At 68.8% G+C, this 21,049-nt stretch carries 21 protein-coding genes and 1 pseudogene; 13 read left to right on the top strand and 9 right to left on the bottom strand.

The features are described from left to right. The first annotated feature begins 14 nt into the window (after positions 1 to 14). Positions 15 to 362 carry a sterol carrier family protein gene (locus ABFX45_RS12385; protein WP_215732304.1) on the top strand — a complete coding sequence of 116 codons (348 nt, stop codon included), beginning with the start codon at positions 15 to 17 and terminating at the stop codon, positions 360 to 362. On the opposite strand, the gene ABFX45_RS12390 is transcribed toward ABFX45_RS12385, so the two are convergent. Continuing rightward, complete coding sequence (locus tag ABFX45_RS12390) at positions 359 to 2,362, bottom strand: alpha/beta hydrolase (RefSeq protein ID WP_346129769.1); 2,004 nt, start codon at positions 2,360 to 2,362, stop codon at positions 359 to 361. The two genes, ABFX45_RS12385 and ABFX45_RS12390, sit on opposite strands and share 4 nt — an antisense overlap. Next, positions 2,359 to 2,682, bottom strand: coding sequence for a type VII secretion target (locus ABFX45_RS12395; protein WP_109632882.1), 324 nt, complete (start codon positions 2,680 to 2,682; stop codon positions 2,359 to 2,361). The genes ABFX45_RS12390 and ABFX45_RS12395 overlap by 4 nt, the downstream gene beginning before the upstream one ends. A gap of 96 nt (positions 2,683 to 2,778) precedes the next feature. Between ABFX45_RS12395 and ABFX45_RS12400 the strand changes: the two genes are divergently transcribed. From ABFX45_RS12400 to arfB, 6 genes and pseudogenes are all read left to right on the top strand, one after another. After that, positions 2,779 to 3,525, top strand: a complete 747-nt coding sequence (locus ABFX45_RS12400) for a maleylpyruvate isomerase N-terminal domain-containing protein (protein ID WP_346129771.1) — start codon at positions 2,779 to 2,781, stop codon at positions 3,523 to 3,525. Further along, positions 3,525 to 3,866, top strand: a complete 342-nt coding sequence (locus ABFX45_RS12405) for a putative periplasmic lipoprotein (RefSeq protein WP_346129773.1) — start codon at positions 3,525 to 3,527, stop codon at positions 3,864 to 3,866. The genes ABFX45_RS12400 and ABFX45_RS12405 overlap by 1 nt, the downstream gene beginning before the upstream one ends. Positions 3,867 to 4,013: 147 nt before the next feature. Next, on the top strand, positions 4,014 to 5,519 hold the full coding sequence (gene purF / locus ABFX45_RS12410; protein WP_346129775.1) for an amidophosphoribosyltransferase: 1,506 nt from the start codon (positions 4,014 to 4,016) through the stop codon (positions 5,517 to 5,519). Between the two features lie 29 nt (positions 5,520 to 5,548). Then, positions 5,549 to 6,610, top strand: a complete 1,062-nt coding sequence (gene purM / locus ABFX45_RS12415) for a phosphoribosylformylglycinamidine cyclo-ligase (RefSeq protein ID WP_346129777.1) — start codon at positions 5,549 to 5,551, stop codon at positions 6,608 to 6,610. A 54-nt stretch (positions 6,611 to 6,664) separates the two neighbouring features. Continuing rightward, positions 6,665 to 7,123 (top strand): annotated as a pseudogene (locus ABFX45_RS46420) (SigE family RNA polymerase sigma factor); the annotation flags it as partial. A gap of 699 nt (positions 7,124 to 7,822) precedes the next feature. Next, a complete protein-coding gene (arfB, locus tag ABFX45_RS12425; RefSeq protein WP_109629351.1) occupies positions 7,823 to 8,245 on the top strand; it encodes an alternative ribosome rescue aminoacyl-tRNA hydrolase ArfB in 423 nt (140 codons plus the stop codon). On the opposite strand, the gene ABFX45_RS12430 is transcribed toward arfB, so the two are convergent. Together ABFX45_RS12430 and ABFX45_RS12435 are read right to left on the bottom strand one after the other, a co-directional pair. Next, complete coding sequence (locus ABFX45_RS12430) at positions 8,228 to 8,899, bottom strand: response regulator (protein ID WP_346129782.1); 672 nt, start codon at positions 8,897 to 8,899, stop codon at positions 8,228 to 8,230. The two genes, arfB and ABFX45_RS12430, sit on opposite strands and share 18 nt — an antisense overlap. Continuing rightward, complete coding sequence (locus ABFX45_RS12435) at positions 8,896 to 10,431, bottom strand: sensor histidine kinase (protein WP_109629349.1); 1,536 nt, start codon at positions 10,429 to 10,431, stop codon at positions 8,896 to 8,898. The genes ABFX45_RS12430 and ABFX45_RS12435 overlap by 4 nt, the downstream gene beginning before the upstream one ends. A gap of 130 nt (positions 10,432 to 10,561) precedes the next feature. On the opposite strand from ABFX45_RS12435, the gene ABFX45_RS12440 reads away from it, so the two are divergent. The 3 genes from ABFX45_RS12440 to ABFX45_RS12450 are packed head-to-tail and all read left to right on the top strand — an operon-like array spanning position 10,562 to position 13,548. Further along, positions 10,562 to 11,530, top strand: a complete 969-nt coding sequence (locus tag ABFX45_RS12440) for a Bug family tripartite tricarboxylate transporter substrate binding protein (protein WP_233439236.1) — start codon at positions 10,562 to 10,564, stop codon at positions 11,528 to 11,530. Continuing rightward, a complete protein-coding gene (locus ABFX45_RS12445) occupies positions 11,527 to 12,030 on the top strand; it encodes a tripartite tricarboxylate transporter TctB family protein (RefSeq protein WP_109629345.1) in 504 nt (167 codons plus the stop codon). Before ABFX45_RS12440 ends, ABFX45_RS12445 begins: the two co-directional genes overlap by 4 nt. After that, positions 12,031 to 13,548, top strand: coding sequence for a tripartite tricarboxylate transporter permease (locus tag ABFX45_RS12450; protein ID WP_112226575.1), 1,518 nt, complete (start codon positions 12,031 to 12,033; stop codon positions 13,546 to 13,548). It abuts the gene before it with no gap. A 54-nt stretch (positions 13,549 to 13,602) separates the two neighbouring features. Here ABFX45_RS12450 and ABFX45_RS12455 read toward each other — a convergent pair whose 3' ends face one another. The 5 genes from ABFX45_RS12455 to ABFX45_RS12475 form a co-directional block, all read right to left on the bottom strand. Beyond that, positions 13,603 to 14,112 (bottom strand): BTAD domain-containing putative transcriptional regulator, encoded by a 510-nt coding sequence (locus tag ABFX45_RS12455; RefSeq protein WP_346129785.1) that lies wholly within the window; start codon positions 14,110 to 14,112, stop codon positions 13,603 to 13,605. Further along, complete coding sequence (locus ABFX45_RS12460; protein WP_346129787.1) at positions 14,109 to 14,375, bottom strand: hypothetical protein; 267 nt, start codon at positions 14,373 to 14,375, stop codon at positions 14,109 to 14,111. The genes ABFX45_RS12455 and ABFX45_RS12460 overlap by 4 nt, the downstream gene beginning before the upstream one ends. Before the next feature lie 389 nt (positions 14,376 to 14,764). After that, on the bottom strand, positions 14,765 to 15,127 hold the full coding sequence (locus tag ABFX45_RS12465; protein WP_346129789.1) for a hypothetical protein: 363 nt from the start codon (positions 15,125 to 15,127) through the stop codon (positions 14,765 to 14,767). Positions 15,128 to 15,449: 322 nt separating this feature from the next. Next, the gene (locus tag ABFX45_RS12470) at positions 15,450 to 16,943 is read right to left on the bottom strand and encodes a CoA-acylating methylmalonate-semialdehyde dehydrogenase (protein ID WP_346129791.1); all 1,494 of its coding nucleotides are present in this window, start codon (positions 16,941 to 16,943) and stop codon (positions 15,450 to 15,452) included. A 14-nt stretch (positions 16,944 to 16,957) separates the two neighbouring features. Continuing rightward, entirely contained in the window at positions 16,958 to 18,070 is a 1,113-nt protein-coding gene (locus tag ABFX45_RS12475; protein WP_346129793.1) for a LacI family DNA-binding transcriptional regulator, read from the bottom strand. A 109-nt stretch (positions 18,071 to 18,179) separates the two neighbouring features. Between ABFX45_RS12475 and ABFX45_RS12480 the strand changes: the two genes are divergently transcribed. Genes ABFX45_RS12480 through ABFX45_RS12490 form a run of 3 tightly spaced genes read left to right on the top strand, consistent with a single transcriptional unit; the run spans position 18,180 to position 21,044 of the window. Continuing rightward, positions 18,180 to 19,175: a Gfo/Idh/MocA family protein gene (locus tag ABFX45_RS12480; RefSeq protein WP_109629329.1), complete on the top strand. Its 996-nt coding sequence runs from the start codon at positions 18,180 to 18,182 to the stop codon at positions 19,173 to 19,175. Positions 19,176 to 19,179: 4 nt separating this feature from the next. Continuing rightward, the gene (locus ABFX45_RS12485) at positions 19,180 to 20,040 is read left to right on the top strand and encodes a TIM barrel protein (RefSeq protein WP_109629327.1); all 861 of its coding nucleotides are present in this window, start codon (positions 19,180 to 19,182) and stop codon (positions 20,038 to 20,040) included. Positions 20,041 to 20,054: 14 nt separating this feature from the next. Beyond that, a complete protein-coding gene (locus tag ABFX45_RS12490; protein WP_109629325.1) occupies positions 20,055 to 21,044 on the top strand; it encodes a sugar ABC transporter substrate-binding protein in 990 nt (329 codons plus the stop codon). The last annotated feature ends 5 nt before the right edge of the window (positions 21,045 to 21,049 follow it).

Genomic DNA, 21,049 nt, shown 5'->3' on the forward strand with positions numbered 1-21,049 from the left:
TCGACCCCGCCGAAATGCGAGCCGCGGTGCAGGCGGTTCTACCCTGGTTGCGCGGCGAGGCCGACCAGCCGGAACGCCCGGTGCTGGCCAGCGCGGTCCGCCTGAGCCTGCGCGCCCTGGAACAGATCGCGCCGGGCCGCAGCGTCGAGGTCCGCGTCCCGCCGTTCGCCGCCGTGCAGTGCGTCGAGGGCCCGCGCCACACCCGAGGCACGCCCCCGAACGTGATCGAGACCGACCCCCGCACGTGGCTGGAGCTGGCGACCGGAGCGCTGGCGTGGGACGAAGCCCTGGACGGTGCTCGGGTCACCGCGTCGGGGACCCGAGCCGATCTCTCCCACCTGCTGCCGGTCGTGAAGTTCTAGAAAATCCGGCCGATCGTGTTGTCGTAGGCCGACTTCGCGCCGTCCACGATCGCGCCACCAGCGGCCTTGCCGCCCTCGTAGACGTCACGCCCGAGCTCGGTGGCCTTGCCGACGGTGTCCACGGTGGCGTCCAGAGCGTCGCTGCCGACCTCCTTCGCGGTGTCCCAGGCGTGGCCGCCCGCCGCGCCCCAGTCGCCGCGGCTGATGTCGCCGACCACCTGCTTGCCGCCCTGGTAGGCGTCGCCCGCCAGGTCGACGCCCTCCTTGACGACACCGCTGCCCCAGTCGAGCACCGGGCCGACCACCGGGAGGTCGGAGCCGGGCAGGTTCGGCGAGGTCGGGCGGTCGTACCACGGATCGCTGCTGACCTCGTTGCCGCGACCGGTCGCGATCTTGGCGAGGTTGTCGAGCGACTCGCTGTTCTCGTCGTAGTAGGCGGAGTGGGCTTCGGCGATGCCCTTCGACGACGTGGTGCCGAAGTGCGTGCCGCCGAACTCCTTGTCGTACGGGCCGGTGGACGAGCCGTCCTCGGTGAACCAGTTCGAGCTGGTGCCCTGCACGACCGGGTCGTGTTCGGTGCCACCGACGTACACGTGGCCGGGGCCGGCCGAGAGCTGGTTGACGTTCGACGCGCCGACGCCGGGCGAACCGACGAACGCGATGTCGTCCGCCTTCAGGCCGTTCATGCCCGCGTAGCCGACGGTGGCGCTGCCGTAGCTGTGGCCGATCACGGTCAGGTGCTGGCCGTCGGGACCGGCGGCGCGGTAGCCGTCGACGTCCTTCACCAGGTTCTGGCCGCCTTCACGGGCCTGAGCCGGGTTGTCCACCTCGCCGGGAGACCAGCCGGGCGCGTCGTAGCCGAGCCACTGGATGGTGGCGTTGTCCTTGCCACCGCCCATTTCCTCACGCAGGTTGGCCGCCTGGTTCCAGCTGAAAGCACCCACGTCGGAGCCGGTGCCCGGCACACACACCGCGAGGTTCTTCGCGGTGTCCGGATTGCCGAACGCCACCGCGATCTGCGCGTCGCCGCGGGGGCCGGTGGGGTCCCACGCCATGACACGGGCGTTTTCGCCGTTGAACTTGTCCCGCGACGTCTCGTCGGCCTCGATCAGGCTGTTCTTGGCCTTCTCGCAGTTTTCCTTGACGTTCGTGGCAGCGAGCCGTTCGTCCAGCAGCTTCGCCAGCTGCGGATCGTTGCTGTTGCGCAGCGCGGCTTCGTTGTTCGGGTCGAGCCCGAGCTGAGCGGCCCGCTCGTTGATCGCCTTCGTGGACTGGTCGATCGTGGCGTTGGCCTTGCTGAGGTCGTCGTTGATGCGCCTGCGGTTGGCCGTGTCGAGCACGTCCGACGGAAGACCGCGCAGCTTGCCGAGCTCCTGGAACCGGTCGCGCAGCAACGCCTGCTGCTGTTCCGGCGTCAGCGACTTCCACCACTCGGCGACGGCCTTCGGATCCGTGTTCGGGCCCGGAATCTGCGGTCCGGTGGCTCCACCCGATGCGGCGCGGCCCCAGCCGCAGTCGGTGCGGGCGGACTCCTCGAAGCCCGGCGGGATCTTGGTGAGCGCGCCCGCGTAGGAACGCAGAACGTTCTCGTAACCCGACTTGACCTTGCTCAGCGAGTCGTTGACCTGGTTGGCGAGCGTGCGGGTCTGCTCCTCGTCCAGGCCGGGCGGACGGCTGCGCCACACGCCGATCGCCTGGTCGGCGGCGGTGCGCATCTGGCCGTAGGCCTGGGACGCGGCTCGGACGATCTCGGCACCCGCACCGAGCCGTTCACCGGCGGCCTTGGCGGCGGTCGCGGAGAGGTCGGCGCGTGCGGTGAACTTCGTCGCGGTTTCGCCGCTCCAGCTGCTGACCGCCGTCTTGCCGCCCTTGGCGACCAGCTCGCCCGCCCTGCCGACCGCACTGATCGCACCGGTGATGGGGTCGGCGGCCGCGGCGATCCGGCCGGCGTGCCCGGCCGCGAGCTTGCCGTACAGGCTCTCCGGATCCGTGTAGCTCACTTGCCGCCCCCGAGTCCCTGCATGAGCTTCGTCAGCGCGGTCGCGTGGTCGTCGTCCGTGCGCTGGTAGGCCTCGGCGTTCGACACGAGACCCTCCGCCGCGTCGGTGATCCAGGCGGAACCGCGCTGGAGGTCCTGCGCGTGCGTGCCGACGAACTTCGACAGGGCGTCCGCGAACTCCGCAGCCGCGTCGACCTCGCCGAGCGCACCCGCGTCGAGCTTGAGCATCGAGATCATCTCCGCCGCCTCGCGCACCGCGTCGGAGCCGTTGCCGAACTCCTTGGACGCGTTGCGCAGCTGCTCCGGCTCAACGCGGAACATCGCCACCCCCACTGTCTGGTTCTTGATCCTGCGACGCAGTCACATCATGGACGGTTCCACCCGCACTCGTGATCCGTTTCGGGCACGATGTCGCGCATGGTGCAGACAGGATGGACCGCGCAGCGCTGGACCGCGGTGTTCGCGGAGCAGGCCGACATGTTCCGCAAGGCGGTCGGTGACGCCGACCTGACCACGGCCGTGTCGACCCGTGTCGGCTGGACGCTGCAGGACCTCGTCGTGCACGTCGCCCGGTTCCTGGAGACCGCGACGGGCTACCTGCGCACCGGCAGCCGCGTTCAGATGGGACCGCCTCCCGTCCCCGGCAGCCTGTCCCCGTTGGAATACCTCGATCTTCAGCTCACCGCGGCGAACGAGATCATGCCCGCCGTGCCGGGCAACCGGCCCGTGTGGACGTTCTCGCCCGCCGCACCGGACCTCGCGCGGGTGTGGCACCGGCGGATCGCGCACGAGATGACGCTGCGCCGGTTCGACGTCCAGGCGACGCTGCGCCAGCTCGTCCCGACCAGTCCGGACCTCGCGGCCGACGGCATCGACGAGGTGCTCACCACGATCGTCGCGGCGAAGCTCGACAGCGACGTGCCCAACACGGCTTCTGGTGTGGCCGTCGTGCGGCCGGCCGATGTGCCCGAGTCGTGGCACGTCGCCTTCAGTCCTGGCGAGGTGCCCGAGGTGCGTGCCGCCGCGCCCGGTGAGGAGGGCGACGCCTCCGTCAGCGGTGAGGCCGAGCTGCTCTACTACTGGCTGTGGAACCGGATGACGATCAACACCGCGTCCGGCGATCCCCAGTTGCTGCAGGTGCTCCAGGTCGGAAAGGGCCACTGATGCGCAGGATCACAGCTGCTCTGCTCGGCTGCCTTGTGCTGGCCGGCTGCGCCTCCAGCTGGCAGGCCGACCTGAAGTTCAAGGTCACCGAGATCTACGACTACCAGTTCTCGCAGGACAGCCCGGTCGAGAAGAAGGCGCGTCTCGAGCTGGTCGGTTCGATCCCTGATGACGCGCTGAGCAAGGAGAACTGGGACGGCTTCGGCGTGGCTCTGGCCGAGGTCTCGGGCGGCGAGGTCGAGGTCGGTGATGAGCTCACCTGCACCGCCCGGCAGGAGAAGGACGGGCCGATCCAGACGGGAACCATGCAGACCAGGCTCAGCGGGTGCAAGAAGGCCTGACACGCCAACTCGATCTCCACCGAAGCTGTTTCGGTGCCGGAAGGCATGAGTTTGGTCACCTCACCGGGGGTGCGAAGGGGGTAGTTGGCCCCCTGCTCCACTTACACTCGGGTTGCAGCCAGCCCCACTCGTGAGGGAGCCAACTCGGTGGTCGCCGACCATTCCCAGCCCGAACAGGAACCCCGTGAGGAGTGCGGCGTCTTCGGCGTCTGGGCTCCCGGTGAGGACGTCTCGAAGCTGACCTACTACGGGCTCTACGCCCTGCAGCACCGCGGCCAGGAGGCCGCCGGCATCTCGGTCGGGGACGGGGCGCAGGTCGTCGTCTTCAAGGACCTCGGTCTCGTCAGCCAGGTCTTCGACGAGCAGGTGCTGCAGTCGCTCAAGGGCCACGTGGCCGTCGGGCACTGCCGTTACTCCACCACCGGGTCCACGACCTGGGAGAACGCGCAGCCGACGTTCCGCACCACCGCTGCCGGATCGGGCCTGAGCCTCGGCCACAACGGCAACCTGGTGAACACCGCCGAGCTGCTCGACAAGGCCAAGGAGCTCGGCATCGTCGAGCGCAACGGCGCGACCACCGACTCGGACATCCTCTGCGGCCTGCTCGCCCACGCGGCGGCCGACAAGGGCATCGAACAGGCTGCGCTGGAGCTCCTGCCCACCGTGAAAGGCGCCTACTGCCTGACGTTCTCCGACGAGTCCACGCTCTACGCGGCACGTGACCCGCACGGTGTGCGTCCGCTGGTGCTCGGCCGGCTGGAGCGCGGCTGGGTCGTGGCGAGCGAGACCGCGGCGCTCGACATCGTCGGCGCGAGCTTCGTGCGCGAGGTCGAGCCGGGTGAGCTCATCGCGATCGACGGCGACGGGCTGCGGTCCAGCCGGTTCGCGACGCCTGAGCCCAAGGGCTGCATCTTCGAGTACGTCTACCTGGCGCGGCCGGACACGACGATCTCCGGACGGTCCGTCCACGCCACCCGCGTCGAGATCGGCCGCCGCCTGGCCAAGGAGCACCCGGTCGAGGCCGACCTGGTGATCCCGGTGCCGGAGTCCGGCACCCCGGCCGCGATCGGCTACGCCCAGGCCAGCGGTATCCCGTACGGGTCGGGCCTGGTCAAGAACGCCTACGTCGGCCGGACGTTCATCCAGCCGTCGCAGACCATCCGCCAGCTGGGCATCCGGCTGAAGCTCAACCCGCTGCGCGACGTCATCCGCGGCAAGCGGCTGGTCGTCGTGGACGACTCGATCGTGCGCGGCAACACCCAGCGCGCGCTCGTGCGCATGCTCCGCGAGGCCGGTGCGCTCGAGGTGCACGTGCGGATCGCGTCGCCGCCGGTCAAGTGGCCGTGCTTCTACGGCATCGACTTCGCCTCGCGGGCGGAGCTCATCGCGAACGGGCTGGACGACGACGGCATCCGCCGCTCGGTCGGCGCCGACTCGCTCGGCTACGTGTCGCTCGAACAGCTCGTCGCCGCGACCGAGCAGCCCAAGACGCGGCTGTGCTCGGCGTGCTTCGACGGCGAGTACCCGATCGAGCTGCCTCCGGACGCGCTCATCGGCAAGCACCTGCTCGAGGGACTCAAGGGCGTGTCGGGCTCGGCCGCTCCTGTTCTGCCGAACGGCTATGGTGCCGAAGACGCCTTGCGTCGTCCCTGAGCTGACAGATCCAAGTGGAAGAAGTTGACGTGACCGACAGCGCCAAGGCCACCTACGCCGCCGCCGGAGTCAGTATCGCCGCAGGTGACGAGGCGGTGGAGAAGCTCAAGCCGTGGGCGGCCAAGGCGCACCGGCCAGAGGTGCTCGGTGGCATCGGTGGCTTCGCCGGCCTGTTCCAGCTCAAGCTCGACCGCTGGAAGGAGCCGGTCCTCGCGTCGTCGACGGACGGCGTCGGCACCAAGATCGCGATCGCGCAGGCGCTGGACAAGCACGACACGATCGGCATCGACCTGGTCGCCATGATCGTCGACGACCTGGTCGTCTGCGGTGCCGAGCCGCTGTTCGTGCAGGACTACATCGCGGTCGGCAAGGTCGTGCCGGACAAGATCGCGGCGCTGGTCAAGGGCATCGCCGAGGGCTGTGTCCAGGCCGGTTGCGCGCTGCTCGGCGGCGAGACGGCCGAGCACCCCGGCCTGATGGGCGACGACGACTACGACATCTCCGGCACCGGCGTCGGCGTGGTCGAGCAGTCCAAGCTGCTCGGCCCGGACCGGGTCCGCGACGGCGACGTCGTGATCGCCATGGGCTCGTCCGGCCTGCACTCCAACGGCTACTCGCTCGCCAGGCACGTGCTGCTGGAGATCGCGCGGATGCCGCTCGAGGGCCACGTCGAGGAGTTCGGCCGCACCCTCGGCGAGGAGATGCTGGAGCCGACCAAGATCTACGCCAAGGACTGCCTCGCGCTGATCGCCGAGACGGAGGTCCGCGGGTTCTCGCACGTCACCGGTGGTGGCCTGGCCGCGAACCTCGCCCGTGTGCTGCCGCAGGGCATGCACGCGAAGCTCGACCGGGGCACCTGGACGCCGCCCGCGGTGTTCCAGCTGATCGCCCAGCGCGGCCGGGTGGAGCGCGAGGAGATGGAGAAGGCGTTCAACATGGGCGTCGGCATGGTCGCCGTCGTCGCGCCCGAGGACGTCGACCGCGCGCTGGCCGTGCTCACCGCTCGCCACGTCCCGGCGTGGGTGCTCGGCGAGGTCACCAAGTCCGAGGTGGGCGGCGCCGAAGTCGTCGGCGACCATCCTCGGTTCTGAGGCAACCCCCTACGGTCGTCGTCGCGTACTAAGCGGCGACCGAGGAGGGGGCACTTGGATCGCGACCGCGAGTTCGGGGAGTTCGTCGACGCACGCGCTCTCGTCATGCGCCGCACGGCGTACCTGCTGTGCGGCGACTGGCACCGCGCCGAGGACATCGTCCAGACCGCGCTGATCAAGCTCTACGTGGCCTGGTCACGCGTGCGCAAGGACAGCGTCGACGCCTACGCGCGCAAGGTGCTGGTGCGCACCGCCGTCGACGAGTCCAGGCGCGGATTCTTCCAGCGTGAACGCACGGTTGACGCCGTGCCGGAGCCCGCGGTGACAGACAACTCGGCGGACTTCGACCTGCGCCTGGCGCTGGACGCCCTGCCGCCGGGCCAGCGCGCCGTCGTCGTGCTGCGGTACTGGGAGGACTTGAGCATCACCGAGACCGCCCGCATCCTCGGCAGGACGGAGGGCACGGTGAAGAGTCAGGCGGCCAAGGGGCTCGCCGCGTTGCGCGACCTGCTGGAGGACGAGCCGCAGCTGCGGATCTACCGCTCGGAGGTCATCCGCAAGGGCAAGGCCAAGCTCACCCGCAGGCGCACGGCCATCGCGGGCGCGCTGTCGATGGTCTTGCTGGTCGGCCTGGGCTCGACAGGCTATGTGCTGCAGTCGCAGGTGACGATGAAGGACGAGGGGGTGTCGGCGGCGTCCGGAGCCGTCGACCGCAACGTGGTGCTCACCCAGATCCTGCGCACCGCCGACGTCATCCCGACCGGTTTCGCGGTGGAGGACGTCGCGGAGATCCGGGCGACGGCGTTCGAGTTCCGCGACCGCGACAGCAAGCGCTGGGCCGTGGCACGGCTGCGAGACGCGCAGGGTGTCGGTGGCGTCACGATCTGGCTCGACCGGGAACCCCGGCTCAGCACCGGCGACTGCAACGACACCATCAACGAATGTCACGTGTACGAGCGCAACGGCATCAAGGTCACCATCGCGCTGATGACCCTGCCCGGGATGACGAACCAGAAGGTGCTGCTGGCTGAGGCGTGGCGCCCGGACGGCACGCACATCCAGGTCACCAGCGACAACGTCGGCAGGTTCGACTCCAGGTTCTGGGGGAAGGCCGACCTGCTCGGTGCCGCGCAGCGGCCGGAACCGGTGCTGGACCGCGAGGAGCTGATAAAGATCGCGACTCTGCCGGGCCTCACCCATTAGCCTGGAGGCATGAACGACGTGACCGTGACTCGGACGCTGGTGATCCCGGCGTCTGAGTTGCGCGAACGTTTTTCCAGGTCAGGTGGGCCGGGCGGGCAGGGAGTGAACACTGCGGACAGCCGCGTGGAGCTCTCGTTCGACCTGGCTGCCTCGCCGTCGGTCCCCGAGCACCTCAAGGGCCGGATGCTCGATCGCCTGGAGAACAGGTTGGTCGACGGCGTGCTCACGATCGCCGCGTCCGAGCACCGTGCGCAGCTGCAGAACCGCGCAGCCGCACGGGAACGCCTCGCCGCGATCCTCAGGGCGGCGGCCGCTCCGCCGCCGCCGATGCGCAAGCCGACCAAGCCCAGCAAGGGCTCGAAGGAACGCCGCATCGCCGGCAAGAAGCGGCGCGCGGAGACCAAACGCGGCCGCTCAGGCTCCTGGGACTAGCCCGTAGATCCGTTCCGGCCGACCGGTTCCGCCGTACCGCAACCGAACCTCGGCCCGTCCAGTGCTCACGAAGTGCTCCAGATACCGGCGCGCGCTCACCCGTGCGACGCCGGTCGACGACGCGCACTCCGACGCCGACAGCCCGTCCGGGTGCGAGCGCAGGGCGTTCTCCACGAGCCGCGCTGTCTCCGGTGTCAAACCCTTGGGCAGCAACGGTTTCGAGGTGGGTCGTGCCCCGAACACCTGGTCCACGTCCGCCTGTCCCGCCGTGTCCAGCCGGTGCAGCTTGTCCCGCAAAGACGCGAAGTGCGCGAGCTGGTCGCGCAGTGCCGAGTAGTCGAACGGCTTGATCAGGTAGTGCAGCACGCCACCGCGCATCGCACTGCGCACGGTGTCCACGTCGGTCGCGGCGGTGATCACGATGACGTCCACGTCCTCGTTGGCGCGCAACGACTTCAGCACTTCCAGGCCGCTCTGGTCCGGCAGGTAGATGTCGAGCAGCACCAGATCCGGCTTCAACGATGCCACCAGCTGCAACGCGTCCCCGCCGGTGTGCGCGACCCCGGCCACCTCGAAACCCTCGGTGCGCGCGACGTAGCCGCTGTGCACCTTGGCCACCATGAAGTCGTCGTCGACGACGAGCACCCGGATCACCAGGGCAGCCTTGCGGTGAAGACCGAGCCCGACACGTTCACCGAGCCACCGCGCCGCAGGCACGCCCGTCTGATCAACGCGAGGCCGATGCCGCGCTCGCCGTGCGATGCCGCCTTGGTCGTGAACCCGTGCCGGAACACCTCTTCCGCCAGTTCCGGCGCCACACCGGGGCCGGAGTCGCGCACGACGACCTGGACCTCGTCGTCCAACTGCATCACACCCACCTCGATCCACTTCTGAGCTCCGTTGGCGCTCAGCGAACTCAGTGCATCCAACGCGTTGTCGACGAGATTTCCCAGCACCATCACCAGATCCGCCGACAACGCCTCGTCCACGCGCCCCAGCACGCTGTCCGGTTCCATCCGCAGCGCCGTGCCGCGCTCGGCGGCCAGCGAGGCCTTGGCGATCAGCAACGCGGCCACGGCCGGGTCGCCGATGCACGCGCTGACCTCGGCCCTCCACTGGTCCTGGGCCGAGCTGATCTGGTGAATGTAGTTGGTGACCTCGTCGTACTCCTTCAGCGCGATCAGGCCGGCGATCGTGTGCAGCCGGTTCGCGAACTCGTGCGCCTGCGCCCGCAACGTGTCCGTCGCGTGCTGCGACGCGTCCAGTTCGTGTTGCAGCGCAAGCAGTTCCGTGCGATCTCGCAACGTCACGACCGCGCCGGCGCCCTCGATCGGCATGCGGTTCAGCGTGAGCACGACGCCCTGCCGCAGCACCAGCTGGTCGACACCGGTCGCGCGGCCGGTCAGGACGTCGCGCAGCCGGTCGTTGAGCTCCAGTTCCTCGACAGAGCGGCCGAGCGCGTCGTCCGGCAGTGCCAGCAGGTCGCTCGCGTGGTCGTTGACGAGCGTGATCCGGTTCTGGGCGTCGAGGCCGACGACGCCCTCCCTGATGCCGTGCAGCAACGCCTCGCGGTTCTCCACCAGCGCGGTGATCTCGTGCGGCTCCAGCCCGAGCGTCTGGTTCTTCACGCGGCGGGCCAGCAGCAGCGACCCGGTCACGCCGATGACCAGCGCGATCGCCAGGTAGCGCAGCACGTCGACCGGCTGGGACAGCGCACCCGCGAAGATCCCCGGTTCCTCGGCGCCCGCGATCACCATGCCGTTGACCTTGCGGCTGACCGGATCGAACACCGGCACGTGCGCCTCGATCGAGTCGCCGACCGTCCCCGTCCACGACCTGCCTTCCAGCGCGGTGGTCCTGGTGTCCAGAGTGGACCCGATCTGGGCCGGGTCCGGCGAGGCGATCACGAGCCGCCGGTCGTCGAGGATCAGCACGTAGGAGGCGCCGGACAGGCTGCGGGCCGTCTCGGCGGGCGCGGACAGCAGGCGCCAGTTGCCCATCTGCTCCTGGACCAGCGAGTTGGCCGCCACCGTCTCCGCGACGGACAGCATCCGGCGTTCCTCGTTGGAGCGAAAGTTGCTGCCCGTCTGGACGACCGTCAGCGCGCCGACCGCGCACAGTAGCAACGTGACGACGACGAGTTGCCACACTAGGAGCTGGCTGGCCAGGGAACGGCGGCGGCGCATGAAACCTCCCGTGACCAGAAAGACCGAAAGAAACCTTAGAAGCGCAAGAGCGACATCAAGGTTTACACCAGAGCAACATGTCGAACCACGCAGACGAGAGGCGGGGATCACAGTGTCGGTGAAGGTGTGGGTGGCGGTGGCGACGGCGTTGCTCGCCGTCCTGCTGGTGCCACCGCTGCTGACGCCGGGTGCGGACAGCGGCGAGACCAGCCAGGTGCGGTCACTGCGCGTGCTGGTGCCGAACCAGCCGGGTGGCGGTTACGACATCACGGCCCGCACCGCGGCGAAGGCCATGGAGGACGCTGACCTGCTGCGCAACGCCGAGGTGTTCAACCTCCCCGGCGCTGGCGGCACGGTCGGACTCGGGCGCACGGTCGGTGAGCGCGGCAACGGCAAGCTGATCATGTCGATGGGCCTGGGTGTCGTGGGCGCGGTGTACACGAACAAGTCGCCGAACTCGCTGCTCGACACCACCCCGATCGCGAGGCTGATCGAGGAACCGGACATCGTTGTGGTCTCGAAGGACTCGCCGTACACATCGCTGCAACAACTCGTGGACGCGTGGAAGGCCAACCCCGGCACCGTCACGGTCGGCGGCGGTTCGGCACCGGGCGGACCCGACCACCTGGCCCCGATGCTGATGGCCAAGGGCGTCGGGCTGGCGCCCAAGAGCGTCAACTACATCCCGTTCGACGGCGGTGGCGAGCTGCTGGCGTCGGTGCTCGGCGGCAAGGTCGCGTTCGGCGTCTCCGGCATCGGCGAGTACCGCGACCAGATCCAGGCCGGCACCCTGCGGGTGCTCGCAGTGACGAGCGCGAAGCGCATCAGCGGCATCGACGCGCCGACGCTCAAGGAAGCCGGTGTGGACGTCGAGTTCACCAACTGGCGCGGCATCGTGGCGCCGCCCGGCATCACGCAGACCGACCGCGACAAGCTGGTCGACGTGTTCGCGCGGCTGCAGAAGACGCCGCAGTGGACAGAGGCCTTGCAGCGCAACGGCTGGACCGACGCGTTCGCACCGGGAGACCAGTTCAAGACCTTCCTGGAAAACGAGAACAAGCGGGTGGCAACGGTGCTGAAGGACTTGGGGCTGGCATGACAGCGACTAAGAGTTGGTTGCGAGAACGCTCTGAGCTGGGCATCTGCGCCCTGCTGGTCGTGCTCGGCGTGCTGGTGCTGACCGACGCGCTGCGCATCCCCACCGACTTCGCCCAGCGCGGCCCGGTCGGCCCGAAGGCGGTGCCGATCCTCGTCGGCTCGTTGCTCCTGCTCGTCGCGGCGCTGCTTGCCCGTGACGTGCTGCGCGGCGGTCGTGGCGAGGCGGAGGCCGGCGAGGACGTCGACCTGTCCGCACCCGCCGACTGGCGCACGGTTCTGCTGCTGTGCGGTGCCTTCCTCGCGAACGCCGCGCTGATCGGCGTGGTCGGCTTCCCGATCTCCGGCGCGATCCTGTTCTGGGGCGCGGCCTACGCGCTCGGCAGCAGGGCGTACGTGCGGGACCCGCTGATCGCAGCCGGTCTCTCGATCCTCACGTTCGTGATCTTCAACAACCTGCTCGGCGTCCCGCTCCCCGGTGGCCCGTTGATGGAGGTGTTCTAGGTGGAACAACTGCTCGACGGCTTCGCGACCGCGCTGACGCCGACACACCTGCTGCTCGCCGCCATCGGCGTGCTGCTGGGCACCGCGATCGGTGTCCTCCCCGGCATCGGCCCGGCGATGGCGGTGGCCCTGCTGCTGCCCGTCACCTACGGCATGGAGCCGACCGGCGCGTTCATCATGTTCGCCGGCATCTACTACGGCGGCATGTTCGGCGGCTCGACGACGTCGATCCTGCTGAACACACCGGGTGAGAGCGCGGCGGTGGTCGCCGCGTTCGAAGGCAATCCCATGGCCCGCAAGGGACGTGGTGCGCAAGCGCTTGCAGCAGCTGCCATCGGCCACTTCACCGGCGGCATCATCGGCACGCTCCTGATCGTCCTGCTGGCACCGTTCGTGGCCAAGCACGCCGTCGACATCGGCGCGCCGGACCTGTTCGCGATCATGGTGCTCGCGTTCATCGCGGTGACCTCGGTGCTCGGTTCCTCACGCATCCGCGGTGTGGCGTCGTTGCTCATCGGCCTGACCCTCGGCCTGGTCGGCCTCGACGAGATGACGGGCCAGCAGCGCCTCACGTTCGGCTCGCTGCACCTGGCCGACGGCATCGACATCGTCGTGGTGGCCGTGGCGCTGTTCGCAGTCGGCGAGGCCCTGTGGGTCGCGGCTCACCTGCGGCGCAAGCCGTTCGAGCCGATCCCGGTGGGGCGGCCGTGGTTGTCCCGTGCGGACCTGAAGCGCACCTGGAAGCCGTGGCTGCGCGGCCCGGCGATCGGCTTCCCGTTCGGCGCGATCCCCGCCGGTGGCGCGGAGATCCCGACCTTCCTGTCGTACGTGACGGAGAAGCGGCTCTCCAAGCACAAGGACGAGTTCGGCAAGGGCGCCATCGAAGGCGTCGCGGGCCCGGAGTCCACGGCCTCCGCCTCCGCCGCGGGCACTCTGGTCACGATGCTGACCCTGGGCCTGCCGACGACGGCCACCGCGGCCGTGATGCTCGCGGCGTTCCAGCAGTACGGCATCCAGCCGGGCCCGCTGCTGTTCCAGCGGGAGTCCGGCCTGGTGTGGGCGCTGATCGCGTCGCTGTTCATCGGCCTGACGCTGCTGCTGGTGCTGAACCTGCCGCTGGCGCCGTTGTGGGCGAAGCTGCTGCGCATCCCGCGTCCGTACCTCTACGCGGGCATCCTGTTCTTCGCCTCGGTCGGCGCCTACGCGGTGAACGCGGACATCTTCGACCTGCTGCTGATGTTCGTGATCGGCCTGCTGGGCTTCGGGATGCGCCGCTACGGCCTGCCGGTGCTGCCCGCGATCATCGGCGTGATCCTCGGCCCGGCCGCGGAACAGCAGATGCGCCGTTCGCTGCAGCTCTCGGACGGCTCGCTGACCGGCCTGGTCAACAGCCCGATGGCGGTCATCGTCTACATCGTCGTGCTGGTGATCGTGTTCTTCCCGCTGATCAGGAAGTTCCTGCCGAAGCCGACTCCTCCTGCCGCTCCCACTCCGGAGCGCGAGAAGGTCGACGCCTGAAAACGGCAGGTGGGGCCCGGCGTTTCCTTCTGGGAACGCTGGGCCCCGCGTGCGTCAAGCACTGCGCACGATCAGGATCGCGAACGGTTTGTCGTCCTCCGTGGCGCTGACCGCCAACTCTGTCTGCTCCCGCAACGTCACCCACAGCTCCATCACACGCGCGACCTGTGGCTCGGGCAACCCGCAGATCGTGACGAACGCCTGCACCTGCTCGGGTTTCGTCGGCAGCCTGCCGCGCTTGAGCAACGAGTAGACCTGGCTGCGCGGCAGCACCTGGCCCGCCCGCCGGGAAACCTCCGGCAGGGTCAGCCCGGACCGCACGTGGATCGTCCTCAGCAGCTCGATGAACTCGGCCGCCGTCGCCGCCCGCAGCTCGGCGGTCGACGTCGCGACCAACGGCAACGCAGGCTCAGGGTCGATGCCGAGCTCGGCCCTGAGGATCACGCGCACCTCGCGGTACGCCGCCAGCGCCTCGGCCCGCCTGCCAGGCCTGGACAGTCCAAGCAGGAGCTGCGACCAGAGCCGGTTCAGGCGTTCGAGCGGATCGCCCTCCGGGTAGGTCATCGCTCTTCGCCCTGCCAGATCACCATCGGGTTGGCCGGCGGCAGCGGGCCGAACCTGGCGCTGAACAACCGGCTGCGGCTCACCGCGGTGGTCACGGCCAGAACTGCGCTCGTCGTGGCGACGGCGACGACCGGCGAGTGACCCTGCGCGAGCATCCAGCCGGTGAAGACGAACGCGGTCGCGGCCAGCAGGACGGTGCTGGCGGTGGAGGTGGTGCACTTTCGCCGCGGGTGCAGTGCCCCGTGGTACGGGGTGGTGGTCATGCGAACTCCTGGATGGGGGGACCCGGCGCAGGGCGGCACCGTGCGCCGGGCGGACCAGCTGGGTTGGCGGAACAGAGAGAAGCCGGATGTGCGGAAAGCGTCCGTGCGGGCAATTGGCGTTGCTGCAGAAACTCCGCGACATAACGGCTTGACCACGATCCTGTCACTCGCACGGGTGATTGCCAACCGAATCTCCGTCCAGGTTTTTCATGTCCCGTGCAACGGCGTCCGGCATCGTCCAACGAAGTCCAACTGACCAGTTTTTGTCACTTTTTCCGGCGGCCTTGACCATGCGGTGGGCAATTGGTCGTATTGACCACGTCCAATGCCGTCCAACAGTCTGGTGGGCACCGTTGCGGGCCGTTAGGCTCGCGAACGTGCCGGAATGCTCATTCCGGTGGTGAGAAACCCCTGGCCGAGCTTTGGACCAGCTGAGCAGCGGGGTGCGGCCTCCTGTTGGCGCGGGAGGCCGCCACGCGCCGCCACTGCTCCACCCACTCGTCGCGTGCGTCGGCCGGCTCTCCGCACCCGGTCAGAAAGGCCCGGAGCTGGTCTTCCCGCTTCGGGAACCGGAAGGTGCACAGCGCGTGAGCGCTGCTCTTCGGCAGCACTCCGGTACCTGCGCTGTCCGACACCTGCTGGTACGACAAACCTCTGGTCAGGCGCAGCTGGTTCAGCGCGCAGATGAACTCGGTACATGTGGTGGCGCGGCGTGCTGTCGCGAACGGACTGTCGTCCTCGCTGGGCGACATCGTGTTCGGTCCTCCTGCTGCGGCGTTCTTCTTCCTTTCCCGCAAGCGCTGTAACGAACGGGATCGCGCCCGCGAGAAAGGAAGCGTTGTTCGGCTGTGTGAGCGCGGATCCTACCGCCGTGTCCAGCACCTTTGTCGAACGGACGAGCTGTGTCGGAATATTCCATGATCAGCGAACTTTGGAAATTTGCAGCAGGACAATCGTTCGCTTAGTTCGTCGGCCCAGATCAGCGGGTCGCGGGTGTGTGAATTGGTTCGTACCAAATACAAACGGTGGCCCTGTTCGCTGAATGCGGACAGTGCCACCGTTGGGCCGAACGGATCAGCCGTGCGTCGGGAAGCCCAGGTTCACGCCGTGCTGCTGCGGCCACCGAGCCGTGATCGCCTTCGCGCGGGTGTAGAACTTGACGCCCTCGGCGCCGTGCACGTGCGTGTCGCCGAACAGCGAGTCCTTCCAGCCGCCGAACGAGTAGTAGGCCATCGGCACGGGGATCGGCACGTTGATGCCGACCATGCCGACGTGCACGCGTCGCTGGTACTCGCGCGCGGCCAGCCCGTCACCGGTGTAGATGGCCGTGCCGTTGCCGTACTGGTTGGCGTTCACCAGTTCCACGGCGTCCTCGAACGTGTCGGCGCGCACGACCGAGAGCACCGGCCCGAAGATCTCGTCGGTGTAGATCGTCATGTCGCGGGTGACGTGGTCGAAGAGCGTTGGGGCGAGCCAGAAACCGTTCTCCGCACCCTCCGGCGCGTAACCGCGGCCGTCGACGACGAGCGTCGCGCCGGCAGCTTCGCCCGCGTCCACGTAGGAACGGACCTTGTCCCGGTGCACGCCGGTGACCAGTGGGCCCATCTGAGCGGACGGATCCGTGCCGGGCAGCACCGACGGGTGCAGGTCGCGGGTCCTCGCGGCGATCTTCTCGACGAGCGCGTCGCCCGTCTCGCCCACGGCGACGACGACCGAGATCGCCATGCAGCGTTCGCCCGCGGAGCCGTAACCGGCGGAGACGGCGGCGTCTGCGGCGACGTCCAGGTCGGCGTCCGGCAGCACGACCATGTGGTTCTTCGCGCCGCCCAGGGCCTGAACGCGCTTGCCGGCCGCGGTGCCGCGCGAGTAGACGTGCTTCGCGATCGGGGTCGAGCCGACGAACGAGGCAGCGGAGACGTCCGGGTGGTCCAGCAACGCGTTGACCGCGAAGGCATCGCCCTGCAGCACGTTGAGCACACCGTCGGGCAGGCCCGCCTCCTGGAAGAGCTCGGCCAGGCGGATCGACGCGGACGGGTCGCGCTCGGAAGGCTTGAGGATGAACGTGTTCCCGGTCGCGATGGCGATGGGGAACATCCACATCGGCACCATCACGGGGAAGTTGAACGGCGTGATGCCCGCGACCACACCGAGCGGCTGGCGCAGCGAGTACGCGTCGACCCCGCGCGAAACCTGCTCGGAGTGCTCGCCCTTCAGCAGCTGCGGGATGCCGCACGCGAACTCGACGACCTCGAGACCGCGCTGCACCTCGCCGGCGGCGTCGGACAGCACCTTGCCGTGCTCGGACGTGATGATCGCGGCGAGCTCGTCGCGCGCCTCGTGCAGCAGGTGCCGGTAGGCGAACAGGATCCGGCTGCGGGTCGACAGGGACGACTCCGACCAGGACTGCGCGGCCTTCAGCGAGGACGACACCGCGAGGTCGACGTCGGCCTGCTCGGCCAGCACGACCTGCGCGGCGACCTCTCCGGTGGCCGGGTTGAAGACGTCGGACGTCCGGGACGACACCCCAGTGGTGCGGGCGCCGTCGATCCAGTGGGGGATGGTGCTCAACTTGCGCCTCCGTGTTATTGGTCGCGGCTTCGCCGCTCCGGCGACTTCGCCTGTGAGTCGGCCGTCCGGTCCCCGCTTCCAGCCGAATCGCCTGCGGCGGTTGACGAGAAGAGGGGGTCGGACGACCGACGCGAAGTCGCTGGAGGAGCGGTCGTGTTGCGGACGACGAGAGAGGGATTGAGGAGGTGGCGCACGGGTTCGGTGCGCTCTTCGCGGACCCGCTGCAGCAGGGCGACCGCGGCCAGCCGGCCGAACTCGGCACGGGGCTGGTCGATCGTGGTCAGCGAGACGTGGCGGAGTGCCGCCAGCGAAGTGTTGTCGTACCCCACGACGGAAACGTCCTGAGGCACGCGCAACCCGGCGTCCTCCAGCGCCGAGATGGCGCCGACGGCGTTGAAGTCGTTGCAGGACAGGATGGCCGTGGGCAGGGCGCCGTCCGAGAGCAACGAACGGATCGCTCGCGCACCGGCCGCATCGGTGTACTCCGACGACACGACCTGCGGCGTGAGCCCGTGCGCCTCCATGGCCGCGATGTAGCCGCGCCGGCGAGGTCCGGCCTGGGTGCCTTCACCGCCGTCCAAATGGGCAATTCTCTTGTGCCCCAGCGATACGAGGTGATCAACGGCCAATCGGGCGCCCTGCTCGCCATCGTCGTTCACGGTGTCCACTGTGGACACGCGCGAAGATCGGGCCACGAGCACGATCGGTAGCTGTTCAGCGGCCTTGCCGATCGCCGTCGCCGGGACGACGGGCGACAGCAGGATCAGCCCGGCGGGGCGGAAGGAGAGCAGCGACTCCAGCGCGCGGCGTTCACGGGCGGGCGAGCGGCCGCCGGTGTTGATGATGATGTCGAACCCCTGCTCGCGCGCGACCTCGTCGATGCCGTCGACGACCTCGGCGAAGAACGCGTTGTGCAGGTCGGACACCATCACGCCGAGCACCGTCGACGTGCGTGAAGCCAGCGACCGCGCCATCGCGTGCGGCGAGTACCCCAGTTCCTCCGCGGCTTTCAGCACAGCAGTGCGTCGCATCTCGCTCACCTTGGGTGAGCCGCGCATCACCAGTGACACCAGTGCACGGGAGACGCCCGCGCGCAGAGCGACGTCTTCCATCGTCGGTCTGACCATCTGGAACCACCTCCCCTCTTGACACCCTGTGGCCGAAGTTACAGCATTAGAGCGCTCCAACCAATAGAGCGCTCTAACACATCACGGCCGAGAACAGGGGAAACCTGCGATGCGGATCGGAGTAGCGGGTGTCGGCAGGATCGGCACCATGCACGCGACCAACCTCGCCGCACTGGATCGAGTCGACGAGGTGCTTCTCTTCGACCCGGTGCCCGGTCGCGCCGCGCAGGCGTCGGCTGAGCTGAGCGGAACCAAGGCGGTGGACGACCTCGACACGTTGCTCGGCAACGTCGACGGCGTGCTGCTCGCCACCCCGACGAACACCCACCCGGAGATGCTGCGCGCGGCGATCGCCCAGGGTGTCCCCACGCTGTGCGAGAAGCCGATCGCGAGCGACCTCACCGAGATGACCGCGCTGGTCGAGGACGTCGAGAAGTCCGGGGTCGAGGTCCTCGTGGGCTTCCAGCGCCGGTTCGACCCGGCCATCTACGAGCTGAACCGCCGCATCCGCGCGGGCGAGGTCGGCGACATCTACCTGGTCAGGGCGGTCGGCAACGACGCCAACCCGCCCGACTTCTCCTACCTGCCCGCGTCCGGTGGCATCTTCCGCGACCTGCTGATCCACGACCTGGACTGCGTGCCGTGGCTGGTCGGCGAGCCCGTCGTCGAGGTCTACGCGAGCGGTTCGGTGCTGGTGCACCAGGCGTTCGCGGACGCCGACGACGTGGACAACGCGGTCGTGATGCTGAAGTTCGCGGGCGGTGCGCACGCGACGCTGGCCGGTGGCCGCCACGATCCGGTCGGTTACGACCACCGCATCGAGGTGCTCGGCAGCAAGGACTCGCTGGTCGCGGGCGTCGACCCGCGCACCCCGCTGAACTCGCTGGAGCCCGGTGGCCACGTGGCCGGACCGGACGCCTACCCCGGCTTCCCCGAGCGCTTCCACCGTGCGTACGTCAACGAGATGAACCTGTTCACGCAGGTCATCACGGGCGAAGTCGCGAACCCGTCACCGGCGCGGGAGAGTCTGATCAGCCTCCGTCTGGCTGAAGCGTGTGAGCGGTCGCGCCGCACGGGCGCACCGGTGCGGATCGAGGGGAACTGAGAGCATGGCGAAGATCGCTGGAGCACCGATCTCGTGGGGCGTGTGCGAGGTTCCCGGCTGGGGCAACGTCCTGCCCGCGACGACGGTGCTCACCGAGATGAACGAACTGGGGCTGTCGGCCACTGAGCTCGGGCCGCCCGACTACCTGCCGGCCGACCCCGGTGCACTGAAGGCGATGCTCAGCGAGTTCGAGCTGACGCTGGTCGGCGGCTTCCTCGCGGTCACGCTGCACACGGACGTGCAGTCCACTCTGGACGAAGCCGACCGCGTGGCCGGGATCCTCCGGGCCGGCGGGGCCGAGGTGCTCGTGCTCGCTGCCGCGACCGGGCTCGACGGCTACGACGAGCGCCCCCAGCTCACTGACGACGAGTGGACCACCCTCGTCGACACCTGCGCGAAGATCCGTGAGATCGCCGCCGGGCACGGTCTCAAGACCGTGCTGCACCCGCACGTGGGCACCCACGTCGAGCGGGAGGCGGAGGTCGAGAGGTTCCTCGCGGACTCCGATCTCCAGCTCTGCCTGGACACCGGCCACCTCCTCATCGGTGGCACGGACCCGGTCGAGCTGGCGCGCCGCTACCCGGACCGGATCGGTCACGTGCACCTCAAGGACGTGCGTGACGAGATCGCGGCGAAGGTGCGCAGCGGCGAGTTCAGTTACACCGATGCCGTGGAACAGGGCATCTACGTGCCGCTCGGGGACGGCGACGTGGACGTGGAAGCGCTGGTGAAGCTCGTTCAAGAGGCGGGCTACACCGGATGGTTCGTGCTTGAGCAGGACACGCGGCTCAAGGACGGAAGTCCAGTGGACAAGCCACTGAAGGACACCGCGCGCAGCCTCGCGCACCTCAGCAAGATCCTCTGAAGGGACTGGAGACGATGAAGTCTCGCTTGGTCATCCGCGCGGGTGCAGTAAGCACCGTACTCGCAGTTGCTCTACTCGCCGCTTGTAGCGGTCCCACGGGAACCAACACCCAGAACACGCAGAACAACAGCGCGCCGGCGAGCGGTGATCTCAAGGTCGCCGTCGTCACGCACGGCACCGCGGGTGACGCGTTCTGGAGCGTGGTGAAGGTCGGTGCGGAGGACGCGGGCAAGCAGCTCGGCGTCGGCGTCACCTACAACTCCGACGGCGACCCCGGCGCCCAGGCCAAGCTGATCGACAACGCCGTGTCGCAGAAGGTCGGCGGCATCGTGGTGTCGATGGCGAACCCGGACGCGTTGAAGACCTCCATCGAGAACGCGGTGAAGGCGGGCATCCCGGTCATCACGATCAACTCCGGCGGCGCGAAGAGCGCCGAGTTCGGTGCCATGGCGCACGTCGGCCAGGAGGAGTCGATCGCAGGCGAGGAAGCCGGCAAGAAGCTCAAGGCGGCCGGCCGGACCAAGCTGCTGTGCGTGATCCACGAGGCCGGCAACACGGGCCTCAACCAGCGCTGCGACGGTGCCCGCACCGGTTTCGGCGGCGCGGTGGAGAACCTGCAGGTCGACATCAGCAACCCGACCGACATCGAGGCCCGCATCAAGGCCAAGCTGCAGTCCGACACCGCGGTCGACGGCGTGCTCACGCTGAACCCGCAGGTAGCCGTGAACGCGGCGTCCGCCATCAAGGGCGCGGGCTCGAAGGCGCAGGTCGCGACGTTCGACCTGAACGCGGACGTGGTCAACTCGATCAAGGCGGGCGAGGTGCTCTTCGCCGTCGACCAGCAGCAGTACCAGCAGGGCTACCTGCCGATCGTGATGCTGAAGCTGTTCAAGGACAACGCCAACACGCTCGGCGGTGGCAAGCCCGTCCTGACCGGTCCCGGCTTCGTCGACAAGTCCAATGTGGACAAGGTCGCGGAGTACGCCAAGAACGGCAAGCGGTAAGGAGT

This window comes from Lentzea roselyniae, assembly GCF_039537795.1.
GTDB lineage: Bacteria > Actinomycetota > Actinomycetes > Mycobacteriales > Pseudonocardiaceae > Lentzea > Lentzea atacamensis.